The organism is Janthinobacterium sp. BJB426, from assembly GCF_002735705.1.
Taxonomy (GTDB): Bacteria; Pseudomonadota; Gammaproteobacteria; order Burkholderiales; family Burkholderiaceae_D; genus Janthinobacterium.
Map to the genome: position 1 here is coordinate 1 of NZ_PDZL01000011.1, position 13,776 is coordinate 13,776.

Here is a 13,776-nt window from a genome sequence, read left to right on the forward strand (position 1 = left end):
ACAGGACCGTGAAACAACTTTGCGCCGATGATAGTGCTGCAACCAGTGTGAAAGTAGGTTATCGTCAGGCTTGTTATTCGCAGTAGAGAAAAACCCGATCAGCAATGGTCGGGTTTTTTTTCGTCTGGCAATTCCTGCCACTCCCCACCTGTTTCAGGCATCCACCATGTCTATTGTGCATAAAATGCAACAGCCTTCACTATTTATATAAGTGCTTATATAAATACTGTTACTATCGCTACATGAAACAAGGACTCGGAACACAACTACGCCACCTGATTGAACTGCTGGACGGTGCCGTCCAGCAAGCTTACGCAGACGCGGGCCTCGATTACCGGCCGCGCTACACGCCCGTGATGCGGGTGCTGGCGCAACAGCAAAGCACGACCATCGGCCAGTTGGCCGAGCTGGCAGGCATCACGCAGCCAGCCGTCACGCAAACGGTGGCATTGATGAAAAAGGAAGGCTTGCTGCTGGTCGCTGTCGGTGGCGAGGATGGCCGACAGCGTGTGGTACGCCTGAGCAGCCAGGGCGAGGCACTGCTACCCCATCTGCAGATGTGCTGGCAGGCGACCAAGCGTGCTGCCGACAGCCTGGATGCGGAACTGGCATTTCCTTTATCCACATGCCTGGCGCAAGCCATCACAATTCTGGAACAGCGTTCATTCGGCGAGCGGATCCGCGATGCAAGCAAGAAAGTAGCAGCCACTCCCTGACAACCCACGAGGAAAGCGATGATGGACAACACCCTGAGCATGGCAAGCAAAAAATCCCCCCTGGCTCGCCTGATGGCCTATCCCCTGGTGCAGATTGTGCTGGGCATGGTACTGACGTTTGCCGCGGTACCGTTGGTGATGGGCATCGCCTCCCATGTGGTGGAAAAGCCTTACCGCATCCTGTGGCCGCAATTGCTGGCGGCGCTGCTGGTGTGGTGCGGCTACCATTTTTATGTGCGCCACATCGAAAAACGCCAGCCGGATGAATTGGCAATGCCGGGCATGGCGCTTGAACTGGGATGTGGATTGCTGCTCGGCGCAGGCCTGGTCGTCCTCACCTTTGTTGTGCTCGCTGCGTTGGGCGTGTATCAGCTTGGCGGCGTCAATGCCCTGAGCGTCTTGTTGCTGTTCCCGCTGGCCGAACTGGTGCTGGTCGGCATGGCCGAGGAGATGATGTTTCGTGGGGTACTCTTTGGCGTGACTGCACGTGCGTTGGGCAGCAAGGCCGCCATCGTGATTTCATCCCTGGTGTTCGCCCTGGCCCATTTGCCCAATGCCGGATTTTCGCTGCTGGCGATCATCGCGCTTGTCGCGTATGGCGTGCTGCAGGCCACCCTGTACATGCAGACCCGGCGCCTGTGGGTGTGCATCGGCACGCATGTCGGCTGGAATTATTGTGTCAGCCAAGTGTTCTCCTCGACGGTGTCGGGCCATGCGGCCACGGATGGTCTGCTGCGTGGCGAACTGCTGGGCAATACCATGCTGACGGGCGGCGCCTTCGGCGTGGAAGCATCGCTGGTGACGGTTTTGTTGATCAGCGCCGTCGCCGCGTATGTGCTGCGCCTGGCCTTTGCCAGCGCACCACGCTAGGCCACTGCAGCGGCCTTATTGGCCAGCCACCACCGCCGTTGCGCCACTTTTGGCCACCCACTCGATCAGCGCATCGACGGCGGCGCGGCCATTGCCATTACCCACCAGGTCGCTATTGATCATGGCGACCACCACGCACAGCTGGTTGTTGGCATCAGGCACGTAGCCGGCGATGGCGACCACATTCTTTAACGTTCCCGTCTTGATGCGGGCGCGCGCGGCGGCCGGGCTGTTCAACAGGCGCTTGCGCATGGTGCCATCGAGCGCCACGATGGGCAGGCTGGACTGGAACTCGGGCGCCCACGGACTTTGCTGCATCGCCTGCAAGACGCCAGCCATTTGCGCTGGCGCAATGCGCCCTGTGCGCGACAAGCCGGAACCGTTGTCGACCAGCATGCCCTGGGTGTCGATATGGTGTCGCTGGAACCATTCCTGGATGACTAGCCGCGCGCGCGTGGCCGTGTCTTCCGGCGCCGCCATGGCCACGGGGCGACTGCCCAGCCAGCCATCGCTTTGCAAGCTGCCCAGGCTCAGGAACAGGGTGCGGGCCAGGGTGTTATCCGATGTCTTGTTGATATCGCGCAAGACTTCCGGCAAGGCGCGCGCCACATGGTCGGCCAGCATGCGCGTACCGACCGGTTCGGCCGTCGGCGGCAAGCCAGTTGCCGGCGCTTCGCGCACCGTGCCCGTGATCGTGCCGCCCAGGCGTTTCCAGGTGGCGCGGAACAAGCGGTCCGCATAATCGTTGCGATCAAGCACATTGATGCTGGTGGCCTTGCTGCAATTTTGCGGGAAGGTGCCGTGCAAGATCACCTGCAGCTTGCCGCTCGCATCGCGCCGGTATTCGGGCGGGCGCCAGCCATCTTCCCATCTGGCGCAACTGCCCTTGACCAGTTTCATGTCGCTCGTGATGCTGACGTTCTCGAGCGGCGGCTGCATCTGGAAGTTCAATTGCCGTTCCGTCGCACTGATGTTGATATCGATCAGATTGGTGTTCAGTAATAAGGCATCGGGAATGACGTTGTAGCGGAATTCGGCCGATTCATCGAACGGCGCTGCGCCGATATCGGGCCGGGCCGGCTGGAACAACTGGCGGTCGAGGATCAGGTCGCCCTTGATTTTCACGATGCCCTGGTTGCGCAGGGTTTGCAGCATGTGCGCCAGCACGTCCGCATTGAAATCCGTGTCGGCGCCGCCGCGCAGGATCAAGTCGCCCTTCAGCACGCCATTGATGACGTCGGCGCTGGTGCGCAACTCCGTGCGGCCGCGGAAGATGGGGCCCAGTTGCTCCAGGCCCACGGCCGTCGTCACCAGCTTCATGGTGGAGGCCGGTTGCATGCTGCGCTCGGCGCCATGCGACAGCACGGTGGTGTTGCCGCGCAGGACGATGGCGCCCATGGCGTCTTCGGGGATATTCGCGCTGCGCAGCAGCAGGCTGACGGATTCGGGCAATTGCGCGTGAGCAGTCGACAGGCCAAGACCCGCCAACAGCGCAGCCATCAGAACAGGACGTAACATGGTGCTCCTTAGTGGAAAAAGACGTAGGCGACAAAGACGGCCGTGATCACGCCGGCCAGATCGGCGATCAGGCCTGCCGTGATCGCATAGCGTGTCTTGCGGATGCCGACGGAACCGAAGTACAGGGCCACGATATAGAAGGTGGTGTCGGCCGAGCCCTGGAAGACGCAGGCCAGGCGGCCGACAAACGAGTCGACGCCGTAGGTATTCATGGCGTCGATCATCATGGCTTTCGAGCCGGAGCCGCTGAGCGGCTTCATCATGGCCGTCGGCAGGGCCGGCACGAAGTCCGTATTGATGCCCAGGTTGGCGAAGAACCAGTTCATGCCGCTCATCAGGAAATTGAACACGCCCGCGTTGCGGATCACGCTGATGGCCACCAGCATGCCGACCAGGTAGGGAATCACGGTAATTGACGTCTGGATGCCGCCTTTCGCCCCCTCGATGAAGGCGTCATATACGTTCACCTTCTTGCGCAGCGCGCCGATGATGAAAATGGCGATGACGCTGATCAACACCAGGTTGCTGACCACCTTCGAGACCAGCTCGATTTCCTGTTTCGTCAGGTATTGCGTGAAGTACCAGATCATGGCGACGATGGCGCTCGTCATGCCGCCCATCCAGCCCAGCACGACACGGTTGAGCAAGTTGATGCGTTGCTTGATGGAGACCGTAATGATGCCGACCACGGTGGCCACATAGGTGGCGATCATGCAGGGGATAAAGATGTCGGACGGGTCGGCCGCGCCGAGGATGGAGCGCTGCGCCATGATGGCCAGTGGAATCAGGGTCAGGCCCGAGGTGTGCAGCACCAGAAACATGATTTGCGCATTCGTCGCCTCTTCCTTGTTCGGATTCAAGGTTTGCAGGCTTTCCATGGCTTTGAGACCGAACGGCGTGGCCGCATTGTCCAGGCCCAGCAGGTTGGCCGAGAAATTCATCACCATGTGGCCCGTCGCGGGATGGTCTTTCGGAATTTCCGGGAAGATACGCGAAAAGAACGGTGCGATGACTTTCGCCAGCCAGCCGACGATGCCCGCCTTTTCACCGATGTTCATGATGCCGAGCCACAAGGTCATCACGCCGGCCAGCGGCAGGGCGATATCCATCACGCCCATGCGCGCCGTCTCGAAGGTGCCGTCGATGATGCGTTTGAAGATATCGGTATCGCCGAGAAACAGCCACTGCAGCACTGCGGCCAGGAAGCCAACGAGGAAAAAGCCGGACCAGATGTAATTAAGTGCCATATGCGATCAGTTCTGTGTGTCGGGAGTGAAAAATGTCTGCAAACAAAGTATAGGGGCAGCCCGATACGAGTTGATGAAAGAATGCAGCAATCACATGCCAAAAAGTTATAAGCTGGCAGCCTGTTTTCATTGGCGCCCCGTCGCTTGCCCGCGTAGTGTGGGGCATGCCTGTTGCTTACCGCTGTTCCTTACCTTTGTCTGCACTGGATCACTGATGATGTTTTTACGCAAAACCGCCTGCGCCGCCGGACTGGCCTTGTTGACGCTGTTCACTGTAGCGGCCCACGCCGCCACCGATGCCCGCGCGAATAAAACCTTGCACTTGTTTCTCAGCACTAGCGAGACGGGCCTGGACCCGGCCGTGGCGTCCGACCTGGCCAGCCTGAACTTGATGGAAAACATCTTCGATCCGCTGCTGCGCTATGACTACCTGGCGCGCCCGGTGCAGTTGCAGGGCAATACGGCGCGCGGCTTGCCCACCGTGGAAGATGGCGGGCGCACGTATATTTTTCACTTGCAGCCAGGTATCTTTTTTACGCCCGATCCCGCCTTCAAGGGCCAGCCGCGCGAAGTGACGGCGCAGGATTATGTCTACAGCCTGACACGGCTGTATGACCCCAGCCTGAAGTCGCCGTGGCTGTTCTTGCTGGAAGACAAGCTGGTGGGCGATGCGGCCCTGAAAACAAAATTCAGCTACGACACGCCGATCGCCGGCTTGCAGGCGCTGGACAAATACACCCTGCGCATCCGCCTGAACGGCGTCGACCCGAACTTCCTGTTTTACCTGGCCATGCCGGCGACAGCGGTGGTGGCGCGCGAAGTGGCTGAAGCGTACCCGGCGGCAGGACAGATCGGTAATCACCCCGTGGGCACGGGGCCGTTCCTCGTGAAGGAGTGGAAGCGCAGCGACAAGATCGTGCTGCAGGCCAATCCGACTTTCCGTCCCACTGTGTTCCATACGGAAACCAAGGCGCTGGCCGCCTTGCCGCCGGACGCGCGCGCCATCGCCACCGCACTGGAAGGCCAGCGTCTGCCCCTGATCGGGCGCATCGAGGTGCGCATCGTTGAAGAATATCAATCGCGCATGCTGGGATTCTTGAAAGGCGAATTTGATTACTTGGAGCAAGTACCCGAATCGATGACGGACATGGTGCTGGAAAATGGCGCGCTGAAGCCGGCGCTGGCCGCCAAGGGCTTGCAACTGACGCGCTTTCCCGTGCTGCAGACGTATTACATGTGGATGAATATGGACGACCCCGTGCTGGGCGGCACGAGCAAGGACAAGCTGGCCCTGCGGCGCGCCATCGCCCTCAGCTACAACAGCCGCGAAGACATCGCATTATTAAAAAAGGGACTGGCCTTGCCGGCGCAATCGCCGCTGCCGCCGAATGTGCTCGGTTACGACAAGAGCTATCGCAGCCCCGTCGGCTACGATCCCGTGCTGGCGCGCGCCTTGCTGGAGCGCTTCGGCTACAAGGCAGGGCCCGATGGCTTCCGCACCCAGCCGGACGGCACGCCCTTGATCCTTACCATGCATACGGAGCCGAGCACGGTGGGACGCTTACGTGACGAATTGTGGCGGCGCAACCTGAATGCCATCGGCGTGCGCGTGGAATTTAAAAGCGACAAGAAGACGGAAATCATCAAGGCCTCGCGCCTGGGCAAGGTGCAGATGTTCGAGACCAACTGGATCGCCGACTTCCCCGATGGCGATAACTTTATGCAATTGTTGTACGGCGGCAACGTTGGCCGCGCCAACTATGCCCGCTTCAACTTGCCCGATTACAATAAACGCTATGAGGAGGCGCGCCTGCTATCCGATACGCCGCGCCGACGCAGTCTGTACTTCGACCTGTTTCAGCTGATCCACGCTTACACGCCGTGGGTGTTGCTGACGCATCCCATCTCTGCCGACCTGCAGCAACCGTGGCTAAAAAACTACAGGCGCCACCCCGTGGAATTCACGTCCTGGCGCTATCTGGACGTCGATATGCACAAGGGTAGCCCCGCAGGCAAGTGACCATGTCGCTGAAAAGGGCATTCATTCCAAAAAGTTATGGTTAGGAAAGCATTTTTCATTGGCTGGGCCCGGATGCATCGCGCTACTCTGAAAATGAAAACAAATAAAGTCATGCGCAAATGTCATAAAAAAATGTACTGCGAGACAGACAGTTGCGACGTGAAAAAAACAGCCTGACTTGAGAACTCAAGTTTCGATTGCCCAAATAAAGGAGAGACCCGTGAAATTGAAGAAGCTAGCGCAATTGGTGGCATTGATGGGGGTGGTGGGGCCAGTGATGGCACAGGAAGCGGCGGCGCCAGCAATGCAACGGGTCGAAGTCACGGGCAGCAGCATCAAACGCGTCGCCAAGGAAGGCGCGCTGCCGGTGCAAGTCATTTCGTTTGAACAGATCGAAAAGCAGGGCATCACGACGACCGAGCAACTGGTGCGCACCCTGTCGGCAAACGGCACGGGCGCCGATAACATGACTTCGGGCAATAACGTCTTTGGCGCCGATGCCGACCGTGTCAGCGGCGGCGCTTCGTTCGCCTCGCTGCGCGGCCTGGGACCGTCGAGCACCCTGGTGCTGTTGAACGGCCGCCGCATCGCCACGCACGGCGCCAGCGGCAAGTCGGTCGACCTGAACTCCATTCCGCTGGGCGCAATTTCGCGCGTGGAAATCCTCAAGGATGGCGCCTCGGCCATCTACGGCACGGATGCCATCGGCGGCGTGATCAATTTCATTCTGAAAACCAATTACAGCGGCGTGGAAGCGTCCGTTTCCACCAACGATACGCAGGCAGGCGGCGGCGCCACGCGCCGCGCTTCGCTGCTGGCCGGCACGGGCTCGCTGGAAAGCGATCGCTATAACATTATGGCCAGCCTGACTGTCGACAAGGCGCAGCGCCTGAACGGCAGCGACCGCTCCTTCGTCAACGGCTACCAGCCGGGCCGTGGCTTGTCGCCCGATACCACGGGCACGCCGTTCGCCAACCAGATGGCGGGTGCCGGCACGGCGCTGGGCGCCTCGTTCCAGCTGCCTGGCGACGCGAATAAATACCTGCAAGCCAATCCGCTGAGCTTCCAGGGCAAGTGCGACAGCATCGCTGGCATGTCGCAGTACCAGACGGAGCTGTGGAAAGACGTGACCTCGCCGCTGCGCACCAAGTATTCCTGCGCCTATGACTATGGCGCTGACTATGTGCTGCAATTCCCCGTTGAACGGGCCAATCTGTTGTCGCGAGGCACTTTCCAGCTGGCGCCCGACCACCGCATGTTTGTCGAAGTGCTCGGTTCGCGTACCAAGGCCACGGCGATTTTGACGCCGATGCAGGTGCAGGCGACCGTTGCCAACAAGAATTTGTATCCGGTCGGCGGCGCGTATTACCAGGATCTGTCGGCCTACATCCCATCATTCGACAAGACCAAGCCGATTTCCTACAAATGGCGCGCCAATGACGTGGGCAACCGCACGCAGGAAAACACGACCGACAATGCCCGCGTGCTGGTGGGCTTTGAAGGCAACTTCGGCAAGTGGGATTACAAGGCTGGCATTTCGCGCGCCGAAAGCACGACCAAGACCAAGCTGACGGATGGCTATTCCTACACGGACAAGTTGTACGCGGCACTGGCCAGCGGCATCATCAATCCATGGGTGGGCGCCGGCCAGAGCCAGACGGAAGCGGCCAAGCAATTGATCGAATCGACCAAGTTCCGGGGCGACTTCCAGCATGGCAAGACGACCCTGACGCAGATCGACGGTTCCGTTTCGGGCGAGCTGTTCCAGCTGCCGGCCGGTGCGCTGGCCATGGCGGCCGGTTTTGATTTGCGCCGCGAAGGTTACAGCTTCGGGCAAGACGTCGACGCCATCCAGATCCTGCTGGCGCCAGGCAATGCCGCATTGAAAGATGCCAGCCGTACCGTCAAGGCCGTGTATGCCGAATTGCTGGTGCCGGTCACGAAGGACCTGGAAATGCAGCTGGCCATCCGCCGTGACGATTACAGCCTGGTGGGCGCGACGACGAATCCGAAAGTGGCCTTCCGCTACCAGCCGACCGATTTCCTGCTGTTCCGTGGTTCGGCCAGCAAGGGTTTCCTCGCGCCAAGCTTCCAGCAACTGTATTCCGGCTCGCTGAGCCAGGAATTGCCGAACGGCGTGATCGATCAGGAAGGCTGCGCCAAGCATCCGGGCGTGCCCGAGTACTGCGCCATCGACCGCCTCGACTACAAGACGGGCGGCAATGTCAACCTGAAGCCGGAAACGTCGAAGCAGGGCAGCGTCGGTTTTGTCATCGAACCATTCAAGGGCTATTCGGCTTCGTTCGACTACTGGGCCATCAATACCAAGGATCGCATCCTGAACCGCACGCCGCAAATCGTGCTGACCAACTACCAGGCGCTGAACCAGTACATCCACCGCAATCCGGACGGTACCATCGAGTACGTGCAGGCGGGCTGGATCAACGCGGCAGGCAGCCGCGTGCGTGGCCTCGACGTGGGCTTGCGTGGCGAAGGCAAGGTCCGGGACGCGAAATGGACGGCGACCCTGGACGGCACGTATATGGACAGCTTCAAGTTTGCGGAATATCAAGGCCAGGAATACCAGGAACTGGTCGGCAAATTCTATACGCGCGATCTGTACCTGCGCTGGAAACACAACGCCAGCTTCGGCGTGTCGCGCGGCGATTGGAGCGGCTTGCTGATCCAGAGTTTTGCTTCCGGCTACAAGGATCAGGTGCCGAATGGCGGCAAGGGCGCGCCGCCGCCGGGCTTCAAGCCGGATGTGTCCAGCTACACCACGTATAACTTGTCGGGCACGTACACAGGCTTCAAAAATACGACGATTACCGTGGGCATCCAGAACCTGTTCGACCGCGATCCGCCTTTCACCGCGCACAACGTGGATGAAGTGGTGGGCGCCGGCTGGGACCCGCGCGTGGCCGATCCACGCGGCCGTTCGCTGTCGTTCCAGCTGAAGTACAAGTTCATGTAAGGCGGCCATGCCGGCGGTGATCCCGCTGGCATGCTAACCTCGTGCGGCGGCGCCTGGCGTCGCCGTTTTTTATTTCAGGAAAGGGCCGCATGTCCAGTCAGACCAATCTCAGCCGGCGCCGCTTCGGCGGCTTGCTGGCCGCCAGCTTCGGGGCGGCAGGCACACCGGCGTGGGCGGCGGCCACGCAAGGGAAGGGCAAACGCATGCAACAGCCACACGCATTGATCAAACCGGCGCGCCTGCGCGACGGCGACCTGGTCGCCATCATCGCACCGGGCGGCTTTACGGATGAGGAGTCCATTGCCAAGGCCCAGCGCAATATCGAATCGCTGGGACTGCGTTCCAGCCTGGGCGCGAATATTCGCGCCGTGCACGGCAACTATGCGGGCACGGTGCAGCAGCGCCTGGACGACCTGCACGCCGCGTTCCGCGACCCGGAAGTCAAGGCCATCTGGGTCATCCGCGGTGGCTCCGGCTGCATTTCGCTGCTGGCGCTGCTCGATTACGCCTTGATCCAGCGCAACCCGAAAGTGCTGATCGGCTATTCCGACATTACGGCCCTGCACCTGGCCATCGGCCGCCAGACGGGCCTGGTGACCTTTCACGGCCCCGTGGCCTCGTCCACATTTTCCGACTACACGGTGACGCAGCTGCAAAACGTGCTGATGACGCCGCAAGAGCAGTACACGATCCCGATGGCGCAAGACAACCACCGCCGCGCGCAGACGCAGCCGAACTTTGCCATCCGCACCGTGCACGGCGGCCAGGCGACGGGGCGCTTGACGGGCGGCAATCTGTGCATGGTCAGCGCGCTGGCCGGCACGCCGTATGCGGCCGATTTCCGCGAGCATATTCTTTTCCTCGAAGAAATCAATGAAGTGCCTTACCGCATCGACCGCATGCTGTGTCAGCTCGACCTGTCCGTGGGGTTTTCCAAGGCGGCGGCGCTGATGCTGGGCATTTTCGAGCATTGCGAGGCGGCCGAGGGCGACACGGCGCTGACCCTGAATGACACCCTGGACCAGCATCTGCAGCCATTGACGGTGCCGGCCGTCAGCGGCTATTCGTTTGGCCACATCCGCCACCAGTTCACGATACCGATGGGCATCCTTGCCACTCTGGATGCGGACCGGCAAACCTTGACCTTGTTGGAGCCGGCCGTCTGCTAGCGCACGGTGCAGCAGGGTGATTGTCAGTATGCTAGTGTGATAAGGCGTGGCACGATGCCGCGCCGCCTTCTTCACCGCACCCGACATGATCAACCGCCACGCCAGTACCTACATCCTCAGCCACCCGCTGGCCTTCGTGCTGCAGGTGCTGAAGGCTTTTCGCGCCAACCAGGGCTTGCTGCTGGCGGGCGCCGTCGCGTATTACTCGCTGCTGTCCATCGTGCCCCTGCTGATGCTGGTGGTGGTGGCCCTGTCGCACGTGATCGCGCAGGATGAATTGCTGCAAACCATAGGTCATTACCTGGAATGGCTGGTGCCGGGGCAATCGAAGGCCATCGTGGCCGAGGTCGCGCATTTCCTCAACAACCGGGGCGTGATCGGCTGGCTGTTGCTGTTGACCATGCTGTTTTTCAGCTCGTTGGCGTTTACCGTGCTGGAAAACGCCATGAGCGTGATCTTTATTCACCGCGTGGCCATCCGCCGCCGCCATTTCCTCATTTCCGCCGTGCTGCCGTATTGCTACATCCTGTGCCTGGGCGTGGGCATCTTGCTGATCACCCTGGTGGCGGGCAGCCTGCAAGTGATGGGCGAGGAAAGCGTGCGCTTCCTGCGCCACGACTGGGGCCTGGAAGGCGTGTCCGGCGTGTTGCTGTATCTGCTGGGGCTGGCGGGCGAAATCCTCGTGCTCAGTTCGATTTACCTGGTCATGCCGGTGGGACGATTATCGATTACGCATGCGCTGATCGGCGGCGTGACGGCGGCCTTGCTGTGGGAAATCGCCCGTCACGTGCTGGTCTGGTATTTCTCCACCTTGTCGCAGGTCAATGTCGTGTATGGTTCGATGACGACAGCCATCGTCGTCATGTTCAGCCTGGAAATCGGCGCCACTTTGCTGCTGCTGGGCGCGCAAGTGATTTCCGAGTACGAAAGGGTGGCGCGTGGCGGGCAAGAGGACAAGCCGCTGGCGCTAAGGACTTGATTTAAGGTATGGCTTCAATTCATTATTGCACTGCACAAAAAGCTGTGCTATACTGCGTTCAGTGATTGAGATTTGGCAGCAAATCATCTCACCATCCAGTTTCAGCGCGGCGACCGACAGGTGTAATGTCGATGGCGTGACAGTGCGAAGAAATGGATTTTGTAATTCCGGATACGATGGTCGATTTACACTTGGAGTCACCATGCAGATAGCATGGGAGTCCGAAAATCAGGAGGCACTTTGCAGATAGCACTGGCGTCCATGACACGATTAAAGCATTGGTAATACATTGGAACAAGCCCGCGTTTTAGCGGGCTTTTTTTCGTCTATTGAAAACCCAACGGCGTAACCCCGGGGTCGTACCCTGCAGGGTACGACCCCAGCATCTGCCCTGGGGTTTATAGGGCCCGCGCAATCAAAATCTTCTGAATATCGCTGGTCCCCTCGTAAATCTGGCACACGCGCACGTCGCGGTAGATGCGTTCGACGGGGAAATCGGACACATAACCGTAGCCGCCGTGCACCTGGATGGCGTCCGAGCACACTTTTTCCGCCATTTCCGACGCAAACAGCTTGGCCATGGCCGCTTCCTTCAAGCACGGCAAGCCCGCATCCTTCATCGATGCTGCGTGGCGGATCAGCTGGCGCGCTGCTTCGATCTGCGTGGCCATGTCGGCCAGGCGGAATTGCACGGCCTGGTGTTCATAGATGGGTTTGCCGAAGCTTTCGCGCTCGCGCGCATAACTCAGGGCCGCTTCATACGCGGCGCGCGCCATGCCCACGGCTTGCGACGCGATGCCGATGCGTCCGCCTTCCAGGCCGGACAGGGCGATCTTGTAGCCTTGCCCTTCTTCGCCAATCAGATTTGCCGCCGGGATGCGGCAATTGTCGAACAGGATTTGCGCCGTGTCCGACGAATGCTGACCCATCTTCTGTTCCAGTCCCGCCACAATGTAGCCTGGCGTGTTCGTCGGCACCCAGAAGGCGCTGATGCCGCGCTTGCCGGCCGCCTTGTCGGTGACGGCCATGACGATGGCCACGTCCGCATACTTGCCGCTGGTAATGAACTGCTTGGTGCCATTGAGTACGTATTCATTGCCGTCGAGCGTGGCCGTCGTGCGCAGGGCCGAGGCGTCGCTGCCCGTGTGCGGTTCCGTCAGGCAAAACGCGCCAAGCATCGTGCCTTGCGCCAGCGGGCGCAGCCATTGTTCCTTTTGCGCGTCGTTGGCATACATCATGGCGATGCTGCACACGGGGCAATTATTCACGGAAATGATGGTCGACGTGCCGCCGTCACCGGCGGCAATTTCTTCCAGCACCAGGGCCAGCGACACGTAATCGAGGCCGGCGCCACCGAGCGCTTCCGGCACGGCCACGCCAAAGGCGCCCAGCGCGGCCAGTTCCTGCAATTCTTCTTTCGGGAAATGATGTTCCTTGTCCCAGCGGGCCGCGTTGGGCGCCAGGCGCTCGCGCGAAAAACTGCGCAGCGCTTCCTGGATCATTGATTGTTCTTCATTGAGTATCATGGGACGTCGTCTCGTATTTTTTATAGTGGATGCGGGAATTACCAGGCGATGGGCTTGCCATCATAGTTGCGGAACACGGCCTTGTCCGTGGCCGGCAGGCTGGCCAGGGTGGCGCGGATGCCGGCAGCGCTTTGCTCGGGTGAAATATCGGCGTCGGCGCCGCCCATGTCCGTGCGCACCCAGCCCGGATGGAAGGCGACGCAGCTGACGCCTTGCGGGCCATGCACGAGGCTAGTATCGATCAGCACGGAATTCAAGGCTGCCTTGCTGGCGCGATACAGCGAACCGCTGGGGTTGCCCCGCTCGCTCAGGGAACCCATGTGCGAGGACAGCACGGCCAGTTTGCCTTTGGCATTCGCCACCAGCGGCGCCAAGAGCGGCAGCAGCCGCATGGCCGCCAGCACGTTCGTGTGCATGACGGCATCGAAATCTTCTTGCGTGGGGGTACCGTCGTGACGGGGGCCGTACACGCCCGCGTTGAGAATGGCCACGTCGAGTTTTTCATCGTCGAGCTTCCAGCCCAGGCCGGCACAGCCTTCCACATCCGTCACGTCGAGCTGGTGCGCTTCCGCGCCCAGTTGCGCGAGGGCGTCGCAAGCGTCTTGCGTGCGCGCCGTGGCGATCACCCGCCAGCCATCGTGGCGGTATTGACGGACGATTTCGTGGCCGATGCCGCGCGAGGCGCCGATGATCAATGCGGTAGGCATGTCTTTTCTCCCTGGGTGAAATCAATGAAAAGGCGCGCAGCGAACGTGAC

10 protein-coding genes are annotated in these 13,776 nt (G+C 60.5%); 6 read left to right on the forward strand and 4 right to left on the reverse strand.

What is annotated here, in order from left to right; translation table 11 throughout:
• Positions 1–242 precede the first annotated feature (242 nt).
• Positions 243–716 (forward strand): MarR family winged helix-turn-helix transcriptional regulator, encoded by a 474-nt coding sequence (locus CSQ93_RS17750; protein ID WP_099379180.1) that lies wholly within the window; start codon positions 243–245, stop codon positions 714–716.
• 18 nt (positions 717–734) lie between these two features.
• Positions 735–1,586 (forward strand): CPBP family intramembrane glutamic endopeptidase, encoded by an 852-nt coding sequence (locus CSQ93_RS17755; RefSeq protein WP_233516229.1) that lies wholly within the window; start codon positions 735–737, stop codon positions 1,584–1,586.
• Between the two features lie 15 nt (positions 1,587–1,601).
• On the opposite strand, the gene dacB is transcribed toward CSQ93_RS17755, so the two are convergent.
• Entirely contained in the window at positions 1,602–3,104 is a 1,503-nt protein-coding gene (dacB, locus tag CSQ93_RS17760; protein WP_099379181.1) for a D-alanyl-D-alanine carboxypeptidase/D-alanyl-D-alanine endopeptidase, read from the reverse strand.
• A gap of 8 nt (positions 3,105–3,112) precedes the next feature.
• On the reverse strand, positions 3,113–4,351 hold the full coding sequence (locus CSQ93_RS17765; RefSeq protein ID WP_035823177.1) for a nucleoside recognition domain-containing protein: 1,239 nt from the start codon (positions 4,349–4,351) through the stop codon (positions 3,113–3,115).
• Positions 4,352–4,568: 217 nt separating this feature from the next.
• Here CSQ93_RS17765 and CSQ93_RS17770 point away from each other — a divergent pair, with 217 nt between their 5' ends.
• The 4 genes from CSQ93_RS17770 (at position 4,569) to CSQ93_RS17785 (ending at position 11,493) form a co-directional block, all read left to right on the forward strand.
• On the forward strand, positions 4,569–6,371 hold the full coding sequence (locus CSQ93_RS17770; RefSeq protein ID WP_099379288.1) for an ABC transporter substrate-binding protein: 1,803 nt from the start codon (positions 4,569–4,571) through the stop codon (positions 6,369–6,371).
• 220 nt (positions 6,372–6,591) lie between these two features.
• Complete coding sequence (locus CSQ93_RS17775; protein WP_233516231.1) at positions 6,592–9,345, forward strand: TonB-dependent receptor; 2,754 nt, start codon at positions 6,592–6,594, stop codon at positions 9,343–9,345.
• Between the two features lie 89 nt (positions 9,346–9,434).
• Positions 9,435–10,514 (forward strand): S66 peptidase family protein, encoded by a 1,080-nt coding sequence (locus tag CSQ93_RS17780; protein WP_099379182.1) that lies wholly within the window; start codon positions 9,435–9,437, stop codon positions 10,512–10,514.
• Between the two features lie 85 nt (positions 10,515–10,599).
• Positions 10,600–11,493: a YihY/virulence factor BrkB family protein gene (locus CSQ93_RS17785; RefSeq protein ID WP_099379183.1), complete on the forward strand. Its 894-nt coding sequence runs from the start codon at positions 10,600–10,602 to the stop codon at positions 11,491–11,493.
• Between the two features lie 398 nt (positions 11,494–11,891).
• On the opposite strand, the gene CSQ93_RS17790 is transcribed toward CSQ93_RS17785, so the two are convergent.
• Together CSQ93_RS17790 and CSQ93_RS17795 are read right to left on the reverse strand one after the other, a co-directional pair.
• Complete coding sequence (locus CSQ93_RS17790; RefSeq protein ID WP_099379184.1) at positions 11,892–13,019, reverse strand: acyl-CoA dehydrogenase family protein; 1,128 nt, start codon at positions 13,017–13,019, stop codon at positions 11,892–11,894.
• A 38-nt stretch (positions 13,020–13,057) separates the two neighbouring features.
• Positions 13,058–13,726, reverse strand: a complete 669-nt coding sequence (locus tag CSQ93_RS17795) for an SDR family oxidoreductase (protein ID WP_099379185.1) — start codon at positions 13,724–13,726, stop codon at positions 13,058–13,060.
• Positions 13,727–13,776: the final 50 nt, after the last annotated feature.